Annotated in this window: 17 protein-coding genes; 7 read left to right on the top strand and 10 right to left on the bottom strand. The window is 32.2% G+C overall.

Annotation, left to right across the window (positions count from 1 at the left end; translation table 11 throughout):
• Positions 1–29: 29 nt before the first annotated feature.
• The 3 genes from thrA to thrC all read left to right on the top strand — a co-directional run bounded on the left by thrA (position 30) and on the right by thrC (position 4,918).
• Positions 30–2,474: a bifunctional aspartate kinase/homoserine dehydrogenase I gene (thrA, locus tag U0D62_RS09360; protein WP_322287007.1), complete on the top strand. Its 2,445-nt coding sequence runs from the start codon at positions 30–32 to the stop codon at positions 2,472–2,474.
• 61 nt (positions 2,475–2,535) lie between these two features.
• A complete protein-coding gene (locus tag U0D62_RS09355) occupies positions 2,536–3,459 on the top strand; it encodes a homoserine kinase (RefSeq protein ID WP_322287006.1) in 924 nt (307 codons plus the stop codon).
• A 169-nt stretch (positions 3,460–3,628) separates the two neighbouring features.
• Positions 3,629–4,918, top strand: a complete 1,290-nt coding sequence (gene thrC / locus U0D62_RS09350; protein WP_322287005.1) for a threonine synthase — start codon at positions 3,629–3,631, stop codon at positions 4,916–4,918.
• Between the two features lie 37 nt (positions 4,919–4,955).
• On the opposite strand, the gene U0D62_RS09345 is transcribed toward thrC, so the two are convergent.
• A complete protein-coding gene (locus U0D62_RS09345) occupies positions 4,956–5,855 on the bottom strand; it encodes a M28 family metallopeptidase (protein ID WP_322287004.1) in 900 nt (299 codons plus the stop codon).
• Positions 5,856–5,936: 81 nt separating this feature from the next.
• On the opposite strand from U0D62_RS09345, the gene U0D62_RS09340 reads away from it, so the two are divergent.
• Positions 5,937–6,515, top strand: coding sequence for a hypothetical protein (locus U0D62_RS09340; RefSeq protein WP_322287003.1), 579 nt, complete (start codon positions 5,937–5,939; stop codon positions 6,513–6,515).
• Positions 6,516–6,832: 317 nt separating this feature from the next.
• Here the strand turns inward: U0D62_RS09340 and U0D62_RS09335 are convergent, their stop codons facing one another.
• From U0D62_RS09335 to U0D62_RS09300, 8 genes are all read right to left on the bottom strand, one after another.
• A complete protein-coding gene (locus U0D62_RS09335; RefSeq protein WP_322287002.1) occupies positions 6,833–7,957 on the bottom strand; it encodes a hypothetical protein in 1,125 nt (374 codons plus the stop codon).
• A gap of 18 nt (positions 7,958–7,975) precedes the next feature.
• Complete coding sequence (locus U0D62_RS09330; RefSeq protein ID WP_322287001.1) at positions 7,976–9,373, bottom strand: RagB/SusD family nutrient uptake outer membrane protein; 1,398 nt, start codon at positions 9,371–9,373, stop codon at positions 7,976–7,978.
• Positions 9,374–9,383: 10 nt separating this feature from the next.
• Positions 9,384–12,734: a TonB-dependent receptor gene (locus U0D62_RS09325; protein WP_322287000.1), complete on the bottom strand. Its 3,351-nt coding sequence runs from the start codon at positions 12,732–12,734 to the stop codon at positions 9,384–9,386.
• An 82-nt stretch (positions 12,735–12,816) separates the two neighbouring features.
• On the bottom strand, positions 12,817–13,791 hold the full coding sequence (locus U0D62_RS09320; RefSeq protein WP_322286999.1) for a FecR family protein: 975 nt from the start codon (positions 13,789–13,791) through the stop codon (positions 12,817–12,819).
• Positions 13,792–13,858: 67 nt separating this feature from the next.
• Positions 13,859–14,431 carry an RNA polymerase sigma-70 factor gene (locus tag U0D62_RS09315; protein WP_322286998.1) on the bottom strand — a complete coding sequence of 191 codons (573 nt, stop codon included), beginning with the start codon at positions 14,429–14,431 and terminating at the stop codon, positions 13,859–13,861.
• 312 nt (positions 14,432–14,743) lie between these two features.
• Positions 14,744–15,868 carry a metallophosphoesterase family protein gene (locus U0D62_RS09310; RefSeq protein WP_322286997.1) on the bottom strand — a complete coding sequence of 375 codons (1,125 nt, stop codon included), beginning with the start codon at positions 15,866–15,868 and terminating at the stop codon, positions 14,744–14,746.
• Between the two features lie 183 nt (positions 15,869–16,051).
• Complete coding sequence (locus U0D62_RS09305) at positions 16,052–16,456, bottom strand: lipocalin family protein (RefSeq protein WP_322286996.1); 405 nt, start codon at positions 16,454–16,456, stop codon at positions 16,052–16,054.
• 94 nt (positions 16,457–16,550) lie between these two features.
• Positions 16,551–16,961 carry a DUF3052 domain-containing protein gene (locus U0D62_RS09300; protein ID WP_322286995.1) on the bottom strand — a complete coding sequence of 137 codons (411 nt, stop codon included), beginning with the start codon at positions 16,959–16,961 and terminating at the stop codon, positions 16,551–16,553.
• Between the two features lie 276 nt (positions 16,962–17,237).
• On the opposite strand from U0D62_RS09300, the gene gcvT reads away from it, so the two are divergent.
• From gcvT to U0D62_RS09285, 3 genes are all read left to right on the top strand, one after another.
• Positions 17,238–18,320, top strand: coding sequence for a glycine cleavage system aminomethyltransferase GcvT (gene gcvT / locus U0D62_RS09295; protein WP_322286994.1), 1,083 nt, complete (start codon positions 17,238–17,240; stop codon positions 18,318–18,320).
• Positions 18,321–18,447: 127 nt separating this feature from the next.
• Positions 18,448–19,263 (top strand): sugar nucleotide-binding protein, encoded by an 816-nt coding sequence (locus tag U0D62_RS09290; protein WP_322286993.1) that lies wholly within the window; start codon positions 18,448–18,450, stop codon positions 19,261–19,263.
• An 86-nt stretch (positions 19,264–19,349) separates the two neighbouring features.
• Entirely contained in the window at positions 19,350–19,763 is a 414-nt protein-coding gene (locus U0D62_RS09285) for a thiol-disulfide oxidoreductase DCC family protein (protein WP_322286992.1), read from the top strand.
• A 22-nt stretch (positions 19,764–19,785) separates the two neighbouring features.
• Here the strand turns inward: U0D62_RS09285 and U0D62_RS09280 are convergent, their stop codons facing one another.
• Positions 19,786–19,971 carry a hypothetical protein gene (locus tag U0D62_RS09280; protein ID WP_322286991.1) on the bottom strand — a complete coding sequence of 62 codons (186 nt, stop codon included), beginning with the start codon at positions 19,969–19,971 and terminating at the stop codon, positions 19,786–19,788.
• Between the last annotated feature and the right edge of the window lie 113 nt (positions 19,972–20,084).

Raw genomic sequence — 20,084 nt, 5'->3', positions numbered from 1 at the left:
TCAATAAACTATCAATTAAAAAATATATCATGAACGTTCTAAAATTTGGAGGTTCTTCAGTTGCAAATACAACTACTATAGAAAGCGTTATTAAAATTATAAAGAAGCAATCCAAAAAAGATACACTATATATAGTTGTTTCTGCTTTAGGTGGAGTAACTGACTTATTACTACAAGCTGGTGAAGAAGCTTCTTCTAATAATGAAAATTATAAAAATACTCTTTCAGAAATTGAAAGAAGACATCTGGAAACGGTAAAAAAATTAATCCCTGTTGTTTCTCAAAGTGCTATTATTAGTAAAGTAAAAGCAGAGTTAAACACCTTAGAGTCGTTATGTGAAGGAGTATTTTTGCTAAGCGAGTTATCTCCAAAAACAGCTGCCGTTATTGCTAGTTTTGGAGAAATGTTATCCTCTTATATCATTGCAGAAGCAGCAAAAGAAAGAGGACTTGATCTTGTTTTAAAAGACTCTCGTGATTTTATAATTACAACTCCGAACTCTAAAGTTTCTATTGATTATAAAGAAACAAATGATAGAATTAAAAAGTTTGCAGATACCAATACTAATAAAGTAGCTTTATTTCCTGGTTTTGTCGCTAGTACACAGGGCGGAGAACCAACTACTTTAGGAAGAGGAGGATCTGATTTTACCGCTGCTATTCTTGCCGCTGCGTTAGATGTTTCTGAATTACAAATATGGACCGATGTAAGCGGAATGTATACAGCAAATCCAAAATTGGTGAAACAAGCAAAACCAGTACCTCATATTTCCTACCAGGAAGCTATGGAGTTATCGCATTTTGGAGCCAAAGTTATATACCCTCCTACCATACACCCCGTTCTTGAAAAAAATATTCCTATTGTAATTAAAAATACTTTTGAACCAGAAGATGTTGGTACACTAATTACAAGAGAGGTTGATAACAGACAAAAAGCTGTAACAGGAATCAGTCATATTGACAATATTTCAATTATATCTCTTGAAGGAAGTGGAATGGTTGGAATACCAGGATTCTCAAAACGCCTTTTTGAAGCATTATTTCTAGAAAATATCAATGTTATCCTTATTACGCAGGCTTCTTCTGAGCACTCTATTTGTTTAGCCGTAGAAGCTTCAGAAGCTGAAAGAGCAAAGAACATTCTTGATGCTACTTTTGAGTATGAAATTGCAAAACATAAAGTAGATCCGGTAAAAATTGAAACTGAGGTTGCAATCGTAGCACTAGTTGGAGACAATATGTATCATCATCAAGGACTTAGCGGTAAAATGTTCAGTACATTAGGTAAAAACAATGTTAATATTAGAGCTATTGCGCAAGGTGCTTCAGAAAAAAACATTTCTGTAGTTATAGAAAAGAAAGATATTAAAAAGGCTTTAAATACTCTCCACGAAAGGTTTTTTGAGGTTAAAACTAAACAGTTAAATCTATTCATTACAGGAGTTGGTAACGTAGGTGGTAAATTGTTAAGTCAGTTAGAACAACAGAAAAAATATCTAAAAGAAAAGTTACGACTTAAAATTCGTGTGGTTGCTGTTTCTAACTCAAAGAAAATGGTATTTGATGAAAACGGAATATCTTTAGACTCTTGGAAAGAAAGCTTGGAAAACGGACAAAAAGCTGATGCTCTTGACTTCTTCAATAAAGCAAAAGAAATGAATCTTCGTAATTCTATATTCGTCGATAACACTGCTAATCCACAGATTGCCAAGATTTATAAGCATTATCTGGCAGAAAGTATGGCAGTAGTGACTTGTAATAAAATTGCTTGTGCCGATGAATATGTCAATTATGAGGAGTTACAAGATTTATCAAGAAAATTCAACGCATCATTTTTATATGAAACCAATGTTGGAGCTGGATTACCAATTATTGATACTTTAAACAATCTAATCGCCTCTGGAGATAACGTTCATAAAATACAAGCTGTCTTATCAGGAAGTTTAAACTTTGTATTTAACAACTACAAAGAAGGATTCACATTTCATGACATTGTAAAACAAGCTCAAAAAGAAGGATACACAGAACCAGATCCCAAAATTGATTTGAGTGGTGTTGATGTTGCTCGTAAAATATTAATTCTAGCCCGTGAAAGTGGAAATATCATGGAATTAGATAATATCAAAAAAGAAGCTTTTTTACCTGAAGAAAGCTTAGCTACAAAAAGTGTAGATGATTTCTTTGAATCTTTAGAGAAAAACGAACAACATTTTAAACAAATTCTTGAAGAAGCAAATAAAAAAGATTGTCGATTAAAATATGTAGCACAATACGAAAATGAAAAAGCAAAAGTAGGTTTACAGCATATACCAAGTGATCATCCATTTTATAATCTGGAAGGAAGTGATAATATTGTTCTTTTTTATACAGATAGGTATCCTGAACAACCTCTGATTGTTAAAGGAGCTGGTGCCGGAGCTGATGTCACTGCCTCTGGTATTTTTGCGGATATTATAAGAATAGGCAAAAAATAAATAAGATATACAGAGTCGGTAAAACAATCTTCTCTAATTCTTTATAACACAAAAATGTATAATGAAAAGTATTAAAATATTTGCTCCCGCCACTGTTGCCAATCTCTCTTGTGGGTTTGATGTGTTAGGTTGTTGCCTGGATAATGTAGGGGATGAAATGGTGATTTCTATCACTTCTGGATCAGGAGTAAAAATCACAAAAATTGAAGGAGCAGATCTTCCTCTCGAAACTAATAAAAATGTTGCAGGTGTGGCAGTTGAAGCCATGCTTAAATCCTATAACCAAGAAATTGGTGTTGAGATCGAGATTCATAAAAAAATTAAAGCTGGTAGCGGTATTGGAAGCAGTGCCGCAAGTAGTGCCGGAGCCGTTTGGGCGGTTAATCATTTACTTGATTCTCCATTTTCTAATCAACAGTTAGTACAATTTGCCATGGAAGGTGAAAAATTAGCAAGCGGTAATGCTCATGCAGATAACGTAGCTCCTGCTCTTCTTGGCGGATTTACTTTGGTAAGAAGTTATAATCCACTAGATGTTATTAAACTTCATACTCCAGAGCATCTGGTAATGACGGTTATTCATCCTCAAATTGAAGTTAAAACTTCTGATTCAAGATCTGTTATCAAACACAAAGTTAATTTGAAACAAGCTATACATCAGTGGGGAAATGTAGGAGGACTTGTAGCAGGTCTATTTACTGAAGATTATAACCTTATCGGGCGTAGTTTGGAGGATGTGATTATAGAACCTTTACGGTCTATACTCATTCCTGAATTTAAAAATGTTAAAGAAGCTGCCATAGTTAATGGAGCTTTAGGTTGTGGTATTTCTGGATCTGGCCCTTCTATTTTTGCTCTAAGCAAAGGAATGGAAACTGCAAATAAAGTTGCTGAAGCTATAGACAAAGTGTATCAAAAAACAGGACTTGATTTTGATATTCATATATCTAAAATTAATGACCAAGGTGTCAAAATAATCAATTAAATAAATAAAGAAGTAAAAAACAATTAGAGCACCTTGGGAGAAGAGTCTAAGATATAACAGGCCTATAAATCTGTATCTACAATAGTAGAAATATCAAAACTAATTTCACCCGATGTTTATGTAGAGATTAAATTTTCTGCTATACTCTAATCAACTTAAAGAATATATAATGAACTATTATAGTCTAAATAATAATGCACCAAAAGTTTCTTTTTCTGAAGCTGTTATCAAAGGGCTTGCACCCGATAAAGGATTATATTTTCCGGAAAACATAACACCATTACCTCAATCTTTTTTTGAAAATATTGAAACTACGGATAATGTAGAAATTGCATATCAAGCTATCCAACAGTTTGTCGGAGATGAAATTCCTGAAAATGAATTAAGAGATATCTTAGCAGATGTATTAAGTTTTGAATTTCCAGTTGTAGAAATCGAAAAAAATATAGGGACGCTAGAACTTTTTCACGGCCCAACGATGGCTTTTAAAGATGTGGGTGCTCGATTTATGGCCAGATGTCTTGGATATTTTAATAGGAATAATAAAAATCATGTTACTGTTCTGGTAGCCACTTCTGGAGATACTGGTGGAGCTGTTGCAAATGGTTTTCTTGGGGTTAATGGTGTGGATGTTGTTATCCTATACCCTACCGGAAAAGTAAGTAATATACAAGAGAAACAATTAACCACTCTTGGACAAAATATAACCGCTCTGGAAGTAGAAGGTGTATTTGATGATTGTCAGGATATGGTTAAAACCGCTTTTCTAGACACTAGTATTACGAACTACAAACAATTAACCTCTGCTAACTCTATTAATGTTGCAAGATGGCTCCCACAATTATTCTATTTCTTATTTGCTTATAAACAAGTAAAAAACAAAGGAAAAGAAGTTGTTTTTTCAGTACCTAGTGGTAATTTTGGTAATATTTGTGCGGGGATTGTGGCTCACAAATTAGGACTGCCTGTTAAACATTTTGTGGCTTCTACAAATATCAATGATACTGTAGTTCGCTATTTGGAGACTTCAGAATATGACCCTAAACCTTCTAAAGCGACTATTTCTAATGCAATGGATGTTGGTAATCCAAGTAATTTTATCAGGATACAAAAATTATTTAACAATAACTTTGAAGGGTTAAAAGACAAGTTCTCTGCTTATAGCTTTGATGATGACCAAACCAAAAAAGCTATGAAAAAAATATTTGATGAGAATAAATATATTGCAGACCCTCACGGAGCTGTTGGATTTTTAGGGTTAAAAAAACAAGGGCTTAATGAAAATGACTATGGTATATTTTTGGAAACAGCACACCCTGTTAAGTTTTTAGATATTGTAGAAGAAACGGTAGCAACCAAAGTAGATATTCCTGTACAAATACAGAAAGTAATTAACAAAGAGAAAAAAAGTATTGCGATTAAAGACTATAAAGAATTAAAGGAGTTCTTATTAAAATAAGAACTCCTTTATTATAATTTTTCTTGTATTATTTATTTTATTCCGTTGCCAGAGATTGCATCACTTTAAATACGATATCCGTAGTAGACGCCAAATATTTAAAATTTACTGTAGTATATTTATCCATACTTTGTCTAACGAATGGTGAGTTATCTGCATTTTTCAATTCTGCAGTTAACGTTACAGTTTCAAAACCAAAGTTTGCAAAAAATCTACTTTCTGGTGTAGCAACTGTTCTTTTATAAATTGGTACAGGTGATTCATTTCTATAAACAGATTCTAGGCTAATATTTGAAGCTAATAATTCAATAGCTCTATCTTCATCATTATCCCATCCCATATAATCAGAACGATGCATAGAATGTATATTGTACTTATCATCCTTTAGTTTTTTAGTAAATCTGCGACAACCAATCATATTGCTTTTCCAGTGATCAAAAAACACTACTATAAAATTACGTTTACGTTCAGGTAGTTTTGCCAGCTTTGACGCTACATAAAAAGCTATTGCAACACCAGTAGCATTATGTACAGCTCCCGGGCTATCTTCAACAGTATCATAATGTGCTCCAATAACTATATATTCGTCACTGTCATTCGTAGCAGGAATCTCGGCATAAATGTTAACTCCATTATACTGGGTTCCTTTTTTATCCTGTACGTTATAGGAATGTTTTTTGGCTTTAAGTCCAACATCTTTAAGACTATTGAACAAATAATCCGCAGTAATCTTTCGTTCAGAATTACTTGAACGACTTTTTAGCTTCTTCTTTCCTTTAATCGGTAAGTGGCCAGTAAGTTTAGCCACAACATCTTTCTGTACATTAATTATCTCCGCCTCCTTTCTATCATATTCTGATTGAGCAATGGATAATTGGGGCGTAATAAATAATAATAGTAATAGTACTCTATAATATCTCATTTTAAATGTTTGCATTCTATTTTCCCTTTAACACAAATTTATGAAAAATTCATAATAATACAATTTTAGTATTTTTACTAAAATTTACACGTCAATATGTCTTTTGCAAAAACCATACCTTTTCTACTAATAACGCTTTTATTCATTAAATGTGGCAAAGATGATTCCTCAAAAAACTTATTACTTGCTCCTAATGATGATTGGCGAGGCGAAGTTATTGAATTTCCTTTAAAATTCGCACCTTCATTACAATATTCTGGTACAGAATTTATACGTTTCGCTCCTGGTTGGGGGAAAGAAAATGCAAAAGACTACTTTTCTTACGCCTTTTTGTGGGATATTAAAGACAATCCCAAGTTATCTGCAAAAAAATTAGAGTCAGAGATGGAAATCTATTTTAATGGAATTATGAATATGGTTTCAAAATCTGGCGAAAAAATCCCCGAATCCAAAGCCTTTTTTGAAAAAGTAAATGAAACCACCTATGCCGGTAAGGTTTTAACATATGATGCTTTTATCACAAAAAGAGACTTACAACTCAATTTAATTGTTGAACAGAGTTTTTGTAAAAGTCGCAATAAGCATTTTGTTTTATTTCTGTTATCGCCACAACCTACAGAACATTCTATTTGGAAAAAAATGAAAAAAATTGATTTTGATGTACAATGTAACTAATCATCTATATAAATTTCTTTAATAAGAACCGAATTGAGAATAGCAAACAAAAGCATTCAAATACAAATTCTTTTGTACAAAACTTGAATCACGATACTAAACCAGATTTTATATTAGATAATCCTTAATAAAAAGGGGAATGAAATTACTAACCTTCCCCTTTTTCTACAGAAACTTTAAAAGAAAAGCTTCCGCACAAACGCTATATTGTTTATTAGACTGTATTATTTTTGATAAATAATTGACCAAATGAACTTGGTTCGAGAGTAAAAACCAAGTTCATAATAAAATTGGCCAACTCAAAATCAAAAATGTTACTATTGAATTCCTTTAATAGAAATAGAGTCTAATATGATCATTTCGGTACCAGCTCCATTTCTAAATGTAACAACCAATCGACCTGTTGCTAATCGATCATCTGGTAATGGTATTCTTAGTTCTTGCCAAGTTCCTTCTGCTGCTTCTACATCATCATCAAATATTGAAAGAATTGGATCACCCAATCCATCAGCTGTTTCAAAATACACAACCATTCCATCTTCTGTTTCCCAGGAAGTTGTGCCAAAAAACACCTTTACATCTAAAACCGCATTTGTTACATCTGGGGTTAATCCTACAATCTCATCAAATCTTAATGTCAAAAACCCATCAAGGTCAGAAGTTATATATGCTTGATTGCCATCAATTAACCCAGGAAGTTCTGCAGGAAAAGAATCTGGATTGGCAGAAATAACTGTACCATTATACACTCCCATTGTTTCTTGTTCAATTGCACTCACACTAGCTGCCAAAAAAGATGCTGTAAATCCTAGTTCATTGCCAGAACTTACATGACTTACTAAAGGAGCTTCAGAAGCAGAATCAGAATCTTGTACATTAGGCAGCGGATCAACAGTACCTGCTGGTCTTGGATATCTTGTAAATGTTCCAAAAGTTTGTACATCTTCAAAACTACTATATCCAAATTCAAATAGATCATCCTCTCCTACTGTGACGGTAACACTAGCGGCTTCTCTATTATCTGGTTTTCCTAACATTAATCCATTGGCTGATTGTAAATTAAATATTACGGATCTTGACCCAACAGAAAGATTGTCATTAATTAATGATTCTATAAGAGTAACTTCTGCGGTAGTTTCTCCAGCCGGTAACACAAAACTACCTGATCCAGAAGGAAGTACATAATCCACTCCTTCTTGCGCTGCATTCTGATCAGGAAATGAAATCGTGTAGTTAACGGTGAGATCTTGTGATAAAAGGGGGCCAGAATATACAAATGATACTATTATGGCTCCTGTATCAGATTCAATTACATTGATAGCATCCGTTGTAAAAGAAATATAATTAAAACTAGGAGGTAGTATTACGTCATTATCGTTAGAGTCGCAACCATAAAATAAGCCGATTATGATAGCGATGATACTATATTTAAAAATTTTCATGATCTTCTTATTTATTGATTAATACCCAGGGTTTTGTTGACCAGCAATATTAGGATTCACGTTGATTTCATCAATCGGAATTGGAAGTATTGTACGGTTCTCTGGTGCTGAGATGGTTATTGGATCTGCATCTTGCCTAAATTTATTGAAAGTCATTCCGTACCTGGTCAGATCATACAATCTAAACCCTTCATAAGCCAGTTCTTTTCTTCTTTCAAGAATAATTTTATCCAATAACGCCTGACCTGTTTCTGCTGAAGGGCTAGCAGCTGGATCTGCTCTTTGTATAATAATATCTAAAGTAAGTCTTGATTCTAATTCCTCGCTTAATTGTGCATGTGCCTCAGCTTTAATTAAATACATTTCAGAAAGTCGAAGTACCTGAATATTATCATCTTGCACATCATTTCTTGGAAATTTCGTAACTAAATTTACCGAACCATCAGCAGGATACAATCCTTTTCTCACATCTGTATCGCTAAGAGTGTTTACAAAATTATCTGTAGCAAAGGCATCTTCATAGGTTAGATAAAAATAACCTATAGAATTAGTTCCAGAATTATCAGTTTCATTGTTTACAATAGTAAATAGAGTTTCGTCATTAGAATCCAATGCCCAGCTACCAAGATATTCTTGATTTTCTAATAATTCATTACCGCTATTAAGAATTACATCTGTTGAAATATCTCTGGCCTGTGTCCAGTTTTCCATATGTAGATATACTCTTGCCAATAATGCTTTTGCCGCGTACTCATCAGCTCTAAAGGGAGAGGATTCTGATCTCATAAGATCTATTGCCGTTTCTAAATCACTCACTATTTGTGCGTATACTTGGGCTGTAGTGCTTCTACCAGGTTCTTGGATGGTATTACCATCTCCTAAAAGATCAAAATCAGGGATTGGTACTCCCAAATGTGAAGCATCTGGAGTAAAATTGTATGGCTGCGCAAACAATAATTGAAAATTATGAAATGCTAATGCTCTTAACATATACATTTCTCCTATATATTGATTGGCATCTTCCTGAACGGTTTCAGGAAAAGTCAATTCATTAGCTCTACGAATAATTATAGATGTATTAGCAATGATACTTGTTAAGTTGTTCCACATAGGGTCTACAAAATTATCATTGGCATTGACCGTATAAGTATCATAATCCAAGTATCTACCTGTGTTATCAAATGCATCTATAAATGCATTATCAGACATAATTTCTGGTATCAATAATACGGAACGATTATAATTATTTGAGCTAGCAAAAGGACTATACGCTCCATTTGCAGCAAGATTTAAAGAATTGATATCTACGATTGCTTCATCTACTTCTACTGAATTGGAAAGCCTTTGTTCCAATGTGTCTTCACAAGCAATTAATGTGAATACTAAAGTTATTATTATATATATTTTCTTTTGCATGATAGTCTCGTTAAAATGTTATGTCTAATCCTAAAAATAAAGCTCTAGAAATCGGAATTTCCTGATTTAACCTACCGTCAGATCCAGCTTCAGGATCTCGTTCTAACCTATCATCTCTAAGAAATGTATAAAGGTTATTTCCTTTTACATATACTCTTGCTGTAGAAAGTCCAATCAAGCTTATTGCAGAACTAGGTAACTGATATGTTAAAGACACTTCTCTTAATCTTATATATGAACCATCATAAATAAATCTACTAGATCGTTGTGACGAACTTCCTGTTTGAGTGTTTCCATATACAAAAGCAGGAACATCTGTAATGTCTCCAGGTCTTTGCCATCTTCTTTCATAAGTACCTCTACTTACATTTCCTGTACTGGATAATCTTCTAGATCCATCACTATTTGTAAATCGATTCCAGGTATCATAAACTAATCCTCCCCAAGCCGTATATAGTTGAAAATCTAATGATATCCCTTTATAGGAAATTGTATTTCTAAGACCTGCATAAAAATCTGGTGTTGCTCTACCTATAATTGCCTGATTTGCATTATCATAGTCTGCTGTCACCTCTGTTCTCGTTCCATCTGTATACCATAAAGCATTACCATTGGCAGGATCTACTCCTGCGTATACTGGCAAGTAAAATGTTTCAAAATCCTCACCTACCGCTATAATACTTGTTGTACCTATGATAGGTTCATCATTTCCTGAAAGTCTGGTTACCTTATTTCTATTAATTGTTACATTAAAATTCGTAGTCCAACTAAATCCATTATCAACAGCTACAAAATTTCTTGTTGTTATATCAAGTTCGACACCTGTATTCTCCATAGAACCTATATTTTCTGCTATACTAGTATCTCCATTACTAGCAGATATAGGGCGGTTTCTAAGAAGATCTGTTGTTTCTCTTTTATACCAATCAAAACTTCCTTGAATTCTACCATTAAAAACAGAGTAATCTATTCCTACATTTAGAGGTTTATTTACCTCCCATTTTATATTAGGATTACCAACATCAGAAAATATTAGACCAGGACTTCCGTCATAATCATTTACAGAGAATAAATTAAATATTCCTGAAACAGGGTCATTACCATTAGCACCATAACTAGCTCTAAATTTCAAAACATTAATAAAATCAATGTCACTCATGAAATTTTCATTTGCGAGATTCCAACCAATACCTACAGACCAAAAATTAGCAAACCTATTATTTTCACCAAAACTAGATGAACCATCTCTTCTTACCGATCCACTTATCAGATATTTATCTGCATATGAGTATTCTGCGTTTAGAAATACAGAATTTAGACCAGATTGCGCTTTATTGGTAGAAGCCACAGTAGGTAAACTACCGTTGTTTAGATCTTCAAAACCATCTGGTATATTCTCTACAGTTAGATCACTGAATTTATTTCTTACTTTTTGTAATTCATATCCTCCAAAAGCTGATATATTATGATCGTTCCAGGTTTTATTATATTTTAACAAGTTTCTAAACAACCAGGAAAATAAAAAGTCAGAATCTTGTTCTCCTCTACCTGTCGGTCTTCCATCTCCAAAACCAGCTGGTAGTCTAATAAAATTATCTCGAAAAGTCTGATTCATATTAATCAGAGATTCGTACGTAAGTCCTTCTAGTATTTCATAAGATAAATTAGCACCGGCCAAAATTCTATGAGTAATGTTTCTTCTTGTCTCTGCTTCTGCTTGAGCCAACGGGTTATGCGTACTATTAAAACCAAAGTTAAATGTACCATCCTCATTAAATGGTGATATATCCGGACGTATTCGATATATAGAACGAACTGGGTTTGCGAATGCTCCACCATCCGGCCTAACATTAGAAATTGATTTGTTATAAGAAATATATGCTCCTGTTTTTAATCGATCTGTAAAATAATGATCAAGTTTAAGCCTGGAATTCATACGTTCAAAACCAGATGCCAGAATAACACCCTCCTGGTTAAAATATCCTCCAGAGATAAAAAACCTGGTTTTTTCTGAACCTCCTGTAACAGAAAGATCATGTTGTTGATATAATCCATCTCGAGTAATTAAATCAAACCAATCGGTATTTACATCTGGATTAAAACCATTACTGATCAAAAAATCCAACGCATCCGCATCATTATTTCGTATTCCGGCATTTTGTACTCCTTCTACCAGTAATTCCTGAAGTTCTGGTGTACTTAAAGCTTTAAACCGATCGGCAACTGTAGCTGAAGAAAATCCAGATTGCGTACTATATGAAACTTTTGTCTTACCATCACGGCCAGATTTAGTTTGTATTACAATTACACCATTCGCTCCTCTGGTACCATAAATTGAGGTTGAGGCGGCATCTTTTAAAACAGAAATAGCTTCAATATCATTAGGATTAAGAGAAGCTACTACTCCTGCGTCTGTTGTTTGAAATCCATCAATAACGTATAATGGAAATGCCGAATCAAAGGATCCTACTCCACGTATCCTTACATTAGGTGTTGATCCTGGTTGTCCACTACTTGAGGTTACCTGAACTCCTGCTACATTACCTTGAATACTTTCCTGAACCGCTGCTCTTGGAACTGCCGTTATTGCTTTAAGATCCAAGTTTGTGGCAGAACCAGTAACCCTAGATTTTCTTTGAACTCCATATCCAGTAACAATAACTTCATTAAGCTGATTTACACTCTCTAACAATGTAACATTGACACCACTCTTAACAGCGGTTACTTCTACCGTTTCAAAACCAATATAAGATATCACCAAAATATCTCCCGGCTCTGCATTAATTGAGAAAATACCATCAAAATCTGTTTGTACCCCAGTATTTGTGCCTTTTACAATCACAGTCGCTCCAGGAAGCGGAAATCCCTTTGCATCTGTTATTTTACCCGTAATCGGGTCTTGCATAATAATTTTTGTAAGGGTTTCGACATAGTTATTTGCTTCTTCATTGTTTATGACAGAATCGTTCTCTGGTATCAATTCTTCTATCTCTTTCTTGATATCCTCATTATCTCTGGGAAATAGAACAATTTGATTTTTAACAAATGTAAAATCAATGTTTGTTGGGTGAAACAAAAGCTGTAGGGTTCTTTCTAATTTTTCATCACTTACATTAATAGACACTTTTTGTGAGTTATCTATTAGATTGTTACTATAAAAGAAGCTATAATCACTTTTAACCTCTATTTCTCTAAGAACTTTTTCTAATGCTATATTCTCAAAATTAAGAGAAACATTCTGCGCATAACCTCCTGAAGAAAATACCCTGGTTATGGTGATAAAAAGTAAAAGAATGTATGACTTCATAACTTTAATTAGGAAGGATTTAGGTAGAAGCCTTCCAAAATTATTTTTTTTCATAATTTTGTAGTGTTTAATTATTTACTGTACTGTTAATGATTAATGTTTTTAAAGAGAGTGTTGCCGCACTCTCTTTACTTTTTTACTCTATTTTCAACATGACTTTATCGTTTTTTAATTCGTAATTAATTGGAGAGGATACTTTTAACAACTTTAAAACTTCTTCAAGGCTTAAATTATCAAATGTACCCGTGTACTTGTATCGAAAAAGTGTATCAGATTCAATCACAAATTCTTTATTATATTTTCTATTCAAATCCAATACTACTTGTTTCAAAGGTGTTTGATCAAATATTAATTTACCTTGTTTCCAGGCAATTATAGAATTGGGTTCTACCTTATCAACTTTTAAGTTCTTCTTTGCTTTTTCAAAAACCGCTCTTTGAGAAGGTTGTAAAACCACCAGGTTTTCGTTAGTTTGTTGAATCACTTCTACTTTTCCGGTAACCAGCGTAGTCTCTATATTTTCATCTTCTGGATATGATTTTACATTAAATGATGTTCCTAAAACTTTTATATCCAGATGTTCTGTTTTTACAATCAACGGTCTTTTAGGGTCTTTTTTTACATCAAAAAAAGCTTCTCCTATTAATACCACGTTACGAGTACTATCTGAAAATTCTGTAGGATAAGTAAGACTACTTTCTGAATTCAAAATTATCACAGATCCATCAGGTAATATTACTCTTTTACGATCTCCTTGTTTTGTTGTAATCTCAATTGTTTGATGTTCTGATATCAAGTTAGAATCAGTTTCTATTCTATTCTCTGGAAAAGTATCATATATCTGCCATAAAAAAAATGGTATTATTACCGCTGCAATGATTGCAGAATAATAATGTTTCCTTTTTTTAGTACGCTTATTAGAAAAATTCTGGTATTCCTTATTAATATCTACCTTCTCTGAAGCATTTAATGTATTAGCTACATAATTTGCCTTTAATAGATTATACTGCTTTTGATTATCAATACTTTCTCTAATCCAATTAATTACAGCTTTTTGCTCTTCTTCATTAGCTTCTCCACTAATATATTTTAGAATCTCTTTTTCTTGCATTAATAATAGGTCTTATAATATTAAAGACGTATAAAAATGCAATACCCCCTAATGGTTATCAATTTTTTTAGAATATTGATAAAAACTCGCGAAGATGCACTCTCATATGTCTAAGTGCTTTGGACATGTGATTTTCTACTGTTTTAATTGAAATATCTAATTCATCAGATATTTCTTTATTCTTTTTACCCTCTATTCTACTTTTGACAAAGACATTTTTACATTTTTCGGGTAATAATTGAATACTGGCCTGAATTTTTTCTTCTATTTCTTTTTCTATAATAGACAGTGCTATTTGATCACTAAGTGCATTATGATTAATGTAGGCCTCTAATTGAACAATATTATTATGACTACTTAGCTTATACCTTTTAGATCTTAAATAATCTAAACAGGCATTTTTAGTCATTTTAAACAGGTAGCCATTAATATTAGTAGTAATGTTTTTTCTTTTGTTCCAAGCTTTTAAAAATACATCTTGAACAATTTCTTCTGCATCTTCTTTTACGGCAATATAATTTCTGGCAACATATAGTAATTTGCCATAATAGAGTTCAAAAAGAATTTTGAAGGCATCTTCATTTCCTTCTCTTATATTCTCAATGAAAAACTCATTTTTTATATGTAGTCCCCGTTCCAATGATGCAATAATTCATCATAAAGGTAAATATTTTTTTTCAAGTATTTAACAATATATTGATAATGAATTAACGGAAAATTAGTTTTTAGTTTAATTAATATATCTTATTAAACCACTACTTATTGACTGTCACAAGGTTGGTTACCAAAACTATAGGGGAATAATATCTTTATAAAAAAATCAAATTTATACTATCGATAATCACCTTTTTTATCTAGTTATTTTTTTGACTTCTATTAATTGCATCATAATTAAATAGAGTTATCAATAGTCTTTATAAGTATCTTTTGCTCTATTAATGAATAGATACCTCTAGTTATATTCATATGGATTTTTATTCTTGGCCCAAGTTAATATAGTACTGTCTCGCACTTTAAATAAATTATTAGGAACATCTTTATAATATGGTTTTCCTTTGTCAAATCCTCTCGAAATTAATTGCACTTCTCCATTATTTAAAATATTTATAACACTATATCCAAAAAACTTTGCAGGACCATCACTTCCAGCGTTACCAGCAATAATCTGATATGTTCCTTTGCCCTCTGGTTGCATACGTTCATAATCATGGACATGAGCAGATAGCATCGCAATAACTTCTGAATTTTGAAGCTCTGGCCATAATATTGGTCCTTCAGGGAAGCCTTTGTGTCCTGTTTCTGGTTTACCATTTACATAATATGGTTTATGCCCTAATACAAAAACATGATCGATATTAGAATCTTTTCTATATTCTTTAATTTTATTAATAATCCATTGAGTAGGTATGATTCCTTCTAATCCATAAGGGTTTTCTTTTGTAGGTGGATTATAGGTATCCGTATTCATTACTACAAAACCTACGTTATTTCTTGTAAAAGAAAAAGTCATTTGATTTATCAAACTATCTTTTCCTGTAATGTGTTGACGATCTTTTGGCATATACGATTTCATATGCTTCATCCATATTTTTGTTGCTCCTCCTAATGGCCATTCATCATGTCCTTTAACACCATAATCTTTATAATATAACATTTCATGGTTTCCAGGAACAGCTACCAGTTCAATTCCAGAATTACTAATATTGCTAAAAGATGTGTCTTCATAGAGTTTTACCCAGGCTTCTAATTGAGCATCTAAGTTATCAGTGTTTGATTCTGCAAGTACCAAATCTCCCAAAAAAAAGAAAAGAGAAGGTTTTTTCTTCAGGTCAATCATATCATTGTAGATTCTTTTTAATGCAGATAAATTTGCTGTTGAAGCATTTGTTGCAGAATCATTATGCCAATCAGAATATTGTATGCGATTGCAGCCTACAAATGCAAAACTGTAAAGAACAGAATCTTTGATAGTTTTACTATTTTCATAAACGGATTCTTCTTTCTTTTTACTAGTAGGGTTACAACTGAATACTATTAAAAGCATTGATATTAGTATCAAGAAAAAGTTAGTCTTCATAAAAGTTTTATTAATTGATTTAAACTTTTAAATATATGAAGAGTAGGTTAGTTTATTATAAGTATAAACACGTGATTATTTAATCAGTCGATTATTGTGTAAAAAATCCATCTAAGAAATATACGAGGAATTGTATCTATAAACTTAGTTAATAAAATACTTAGAATAAAAGTCTGTTTAATATTACGGAAAGAGTGTTTTGCGATATTTCTGAGAACATTCTTCAATACATAAGAAATGTAAGATCAATTCTGAACCTATTTGTTCAAATCCAATTCTTATCTCATTTTCTCCACAATTGATAAGAATAGTTTTATCACTAAAGGAATACGTTCCTGAACTGCTATCTGTAGAAGGGTGTGTAAAATTACATAAAGTACCATTAGAAGAAGTGATGGTTCCATTCACAAAAAACTCAATAATCATATCACTATCTACTGATTGAAATGTACCACTACCATCTCCTGGATCAACAAGTTGTTCTTTTAAATTCCATTTACCTATTAATGACGTATTATCTAATGAATCATCGTCATTACAAGAAATTAATAAACTAAATAACAAAAAAAGATATACGTAATTCTTCATAACTGATCGTTTACTATCTAGATGTTTAATTAAAGAAAAGGTTGCTTTAAAACTTAACCCTCATTAAAACTACCAGAACCATAAACATATACATTTATCTATCCTTTATCCGGTATACAAATTTGAGTCCGCTCCAATCTTTATCTACCGCACAAACCTTAATATCTACTAAACCTATATCAATGAGATGTTCTCTGATGATTTCACGTTTTAAATCTGTTTGTATACTAGAGCTTCCTTTGGGCCAGCTTACCCATAACATCCCATCCTTTTTTAATGCTTTTTTATAAGTCTTTGCTACATTTTTCAACTCTTCATAGGTAGTACAAAAAATATGTATAAAATCTATACTTTCAGGAACGGCTTCTTTAGCTTCGATAATACCATCTGGCATATCTATAAAAAGATCAAAATAGTGAGCAGGTTGATTATATAGATGTATTGTAACCCCTTCTTTAATTCCTAATTTTTTAGCTAATGGTGTGCCCGAATATCCTTCTGCCATAATACTTAATAATATGAATTATCTATAAATGTATTAAAAAGCCCCGAGTCGTAGTAAAATTGTTTAGAACTAAAAGGAATTATCACTAGGCGATTGATACCATTTTCACATAAATATTAATTTTTAACCCTTAAATTATTAAATTAATAATACTCTGATCTATAATGGTAAAGAAACTAATAATTTCTCAGGATTATCTTATAAAACCGTTGTATAGCAATCCAAAGTTTTTTACTTTCGGCGTCAATTTTGATAATATATTAAAACCCACGCACAATGAAAAACACTGCTTTAACAGAAACTCATACTGCCCTTGGTGCTAAAATGGTTCCTTTTGCCGGATATAATATGCCTGTATCATATGAAGGCGTAAACATTGAACACGAAACCGTTCGTAATAGTGTTGGTGTTTTTGATGTGTCTCACATGGGTGAATTTTTGATTACCGGTCCTAATGCTTTAGACCTTATTCAAAAAGTAACCTCAAATGATGCTTCAAAGCTAGTAGATGGTAAAGCACAATATAGTTGCCTACCTAATGACAAAGGTGGTATTGTAGATGATTTAATCGTATATAAAATCGCTGACGAGAAATACTTATTGGTAGTCAATGCTTCAAACATCCAAAAAGATTGGGATTGGATCAGCAGTCATAATTCTATGGGTGCAGATATGAAAGATTTATCCGAAGAATATTCTTTATTAGCTATTCAAGGACCTAAAGCTTCTGCAGCTATGCAATCCTTAACATCTGTAGATCTGGAAGCTATGAAGTTCTACACTTTTGAAGTAGCTGATTTTGCAGGAATAGAACACGTTATTATTTCTGCTACAGGATATACAGGAAGTGGCGGTTTTGAAATCTATTGTAAAAACAATGAGGTTAAACAAATATGGGACAAAGTAATAGAAGCGGGTGCTGATTTTGGTATAAAACCAATTGGATTAGCCGCTAGAGATACTTTAAGACTTGAAATGGGATATTGCCTATATGGTAATGATATTAATGATACTACCTCTCCTATTGAAGCTGGTTTGGGATGGATCACTAAATTCTCAAAAGATTTTGTGAATTCAGAAGAACTTGCCAAAGAAAAAGAACGTGGTGCTGAAAGAAAATTAATAGCGTTTGAATTAGATGAACGAGGGATTCCTAGACATGATTATGATATTGTGGACGGAAATGGTAACACTATTGGTATTGTAACATCAGGAACGATGTCTCCTTCTTTAGGTAAAGGAATTGGTTTAGGATATGTTCCTACGGTTTTTGCTTCTCCAGGAAGTAAAATTAATATTCAGGTTCGTAAAAAAGCGATTCCGGCTACAGTTATAAAATTACCATTTTATAAAGGTTAATTTTTACAATAAAAATAGTATAGTTAAGTTTCAGAGGTTACAAAAGTAATCTTTGAAACTTAACTTTTTTTAAAAGAAATTTAGTTTTATATTTTTTACACTTATACTGTTTTAAAATATCACAATATTGAGAAAAATTTTGATCATAGGAGCCAGTGGGTTTATAGGGAATGCTCTTTATAAAGAGCTTAATTCTTATTATGATACTTATGGTACTTATTGCACGGATAATGCTTTTTATGATAAAAATCAAAAATTCTTTCAATATGATATGGAGCTAGAGGATATTTCTATTTTATTGGATAATCTAAAGCCTACTATTATCATATCTACGATTAGAGGAAATTTTAATTCGCAATTAGATGCTCATCTACGCATTATTAAATGGATAAAGAAGCACCGATCAAAATTAATATTTATTTCGAGTGCTAATGTATTTGATTCTTTTAGTAACTATCCTTCTTATGAATATGATAAAACTTTAAGTGATAGTGTATATGGTCGATTTAAGATCAAGATTGAAAATGCATTAATGAGGTTACCTACTAATAAATATATTATTGCCAGAGTTCCTATGATTTTTGGATCAGGTACGCCTAGAGTTCAGGAATTAAAAACATTGCACGACTTAAAAGCTCCTATAGAGGTATTTCCTAATGTAATCATTAATGCTACTTCAATATCCAAATTAACTCAGCAAATACATTATATGATTAATCGTAGTAAAAAGGGTATCTTCCATCTTGGCAGTACAGATCTTATATATCATCTGGATTTGATTAAAGAAATTTGTGATATTCTTCAACTTGAAGATCCTATGTATAAACAGGTATATGATTCTAATAACGATCGATATCTAGCTGTATTACCTAAAAACAATAAACTACCAAAAAATCTACAGATTACTACTGCTCAAGTTATTGACTCTGTAATTGCCAAATAATAATATCATCTATTTGACACTCCACTATTTCATAACAAATTCATAATTCTCATCATTGTCTTTATAAATCATTATATCTTTGTAGTATGATTCAAGAAGGGAAAAAAGTTATTTTATTTGACGGTGTATGTAATTTGTGTAACAATGCAGTCAATTTTATTATTAAACATGATAAAAAGGATAGTTTTCGTTATGCTTCTTTACAGAGCAAAATAGGCAAACAACTTATTGCCGAAGGAAATATTGATACATCCCGATTGGATTCTATATTATTGATTACTCCAAAAAAAGGATATTTTCATAAATCAACAGCTGCCTTACATATTGCAAGACAGCTGTCTGGTGGTTATCCGTTACTTTTTGTTTTTCTTGTTTTACCTAAGTTCATCAGAGATCGTATCTACGATACCATTGCCAAAAACAGATATAAATGGTTTGGCAAAAAGGAAAGCTGTATGATTCCGACTCCTGAACTTAAGAATCTTTTTATTGATCAATAATAAGTGAATCATTTTTTGCTCTTCATTTAGTTTCTGGTGTACTTTCAGTGTTATTAGTATCTTTTTTCTTCAATTCAAAATGAGATTGATGTTTCTCTCTCAGTTTAGTTGATTCTGCGTCAAGCTTATTTACATTATCTATATGCACGATTCCTAAACAGATCACGGCAAAAGAAATTAAAGCTATGGGTAGAAAAAGCCTTTTCATATTCATTGTGTTTTTGTGAGATAAGTGATGTTTCAAAAGTATGCCTAATAGCAATGCAATGTAAGGGGACTTCAACTAAAATTAAACAGGTGTTTTCCCCCCTTTTTATACGT

The sequence above is a fragment of the Aquimarina callyspongiae genome, assembly GCF_034322225.1.
GTDB lineage: Bacteria > Bacteroidota > Bacteroidia > Flavobacteriales > Flavobacteriaceae > Aquimarina.
The sequence above is the reverse complement of the archived record's forward strand: the minus strand, read 5'-3'. Positions and strand labels throughout refer to the sequence as shown.

What these genes read in the sequence shown, in the direction of transcription:
- thrA (WP_322287007.1), top strand. Translation starts at nt 30, where the DNA reads ATGAACGTTCTAAAATTTGGAGGTTCTTCAGTTGCAAATACAACTACT.
- U0D62_RS09355 (WP_322287006.1), top strand. Translation starts at nt 2,536, where the DNA reads ATGAAAAGTATTAAAATATTTGCTCCCGCCACTGTTGCCAATCTCTCT.
- thrC (WP_322287005.1), top strand. Translation starts at nt 3,629, where the DNA reads ATGAACTATTATAGTCTAAATAATAATGCACCAAAAGTTTCTTTTTCT.
- U0D62_RS09345 (WP_322287004.1), bottom strand. Translation starts at nt 5,855, where the DNA reads ATGCAAACATTTAAAATGAGATATTATAGAGTACTATTACTATTATTA.
- U0D62_RS09340 (WP_322287003.1), top strand. Translation starts at nt 5,937, where the DNA reads ATGTCTTTTGCAAAAACCATACCTTTTCTACTAATAACGCTTTTATTC.
- U0D62_RS09335 (WP_322287002.1), bottom strand. Translation starts at nt 7,957, where the DNA reads ATGAAAATTTTTAAATATAGTATCATCGCTATCATAATCGGCTTATTT.
- U0D62_RS09330 (WP_322287001.1), bottom strand. Translation starts at nt 9,373, where the DNA reads ATGCAAAAGAAAATATATATAATAATAACTTTAGTATTCACATTAATT.
- U0D62_RS09325 (WP_322287000.1), bottom strand. Translation starts at nt 12,734, where the DNA reads ATGAAAAAAAATAATTTTGGAAGGCTTCTACCTAAATCCTTCCTAATT.
- U0D62_RS09320 (WP_322286999.1), bottom strand. Translation starts at nt 13,791, where the DNA reads ATGCAAGAAAAAGAGATTCTAAAATATATTAGTGGAGAAGCTAATGAA.
- U0D62_RS09310 (WP_322286997.1), bottom strand. Translation starts at nt 15,868, where the DNA reads ATGAAGACTAACTTTTTCTTGATACTAATATCAATGCTTTTAATAGTA.
- U0D62_RS09305 (WP_322286996.1), bottom strand. Translation starts at nt 16,456, where the DNA reads ATGAAGAATTACGTATATCTTTTTTTGTTATTTAGTTTATTAATTTCT.
- U0D62_RS09300 (WP_322286995.1), bottom strand. Translation starts at nt 16,961, where the DNA reads ATGGCAGAAGGATATTCGGGCACACCATTAGCTAAAAAATTAGGAATT.
- gcvT (WP_322286994.1), top strand. Translation starts at nt 17,238, where the DNA reads ATGAAAAACACTGCTTTAACAGAAACTCATACTGCCCTTGGTGCTAAA.
- U0D62_RS09285 (WP_322286992.1), top strand. Translation starts at nt 19,350, where the DNA reads ATGATTCAAGAAGGGAAAAAAGTTATTTTATTTGACGGTGTATGTAAT.
- U0D62_RS09280 (WP_322286991.1), bottom strand. Translation starts at nt 19,971, where the DNA reads ATGAAAAGGCTTTTTCTACCCATAGCTTTAATTTCTTTTGCCGTGATC.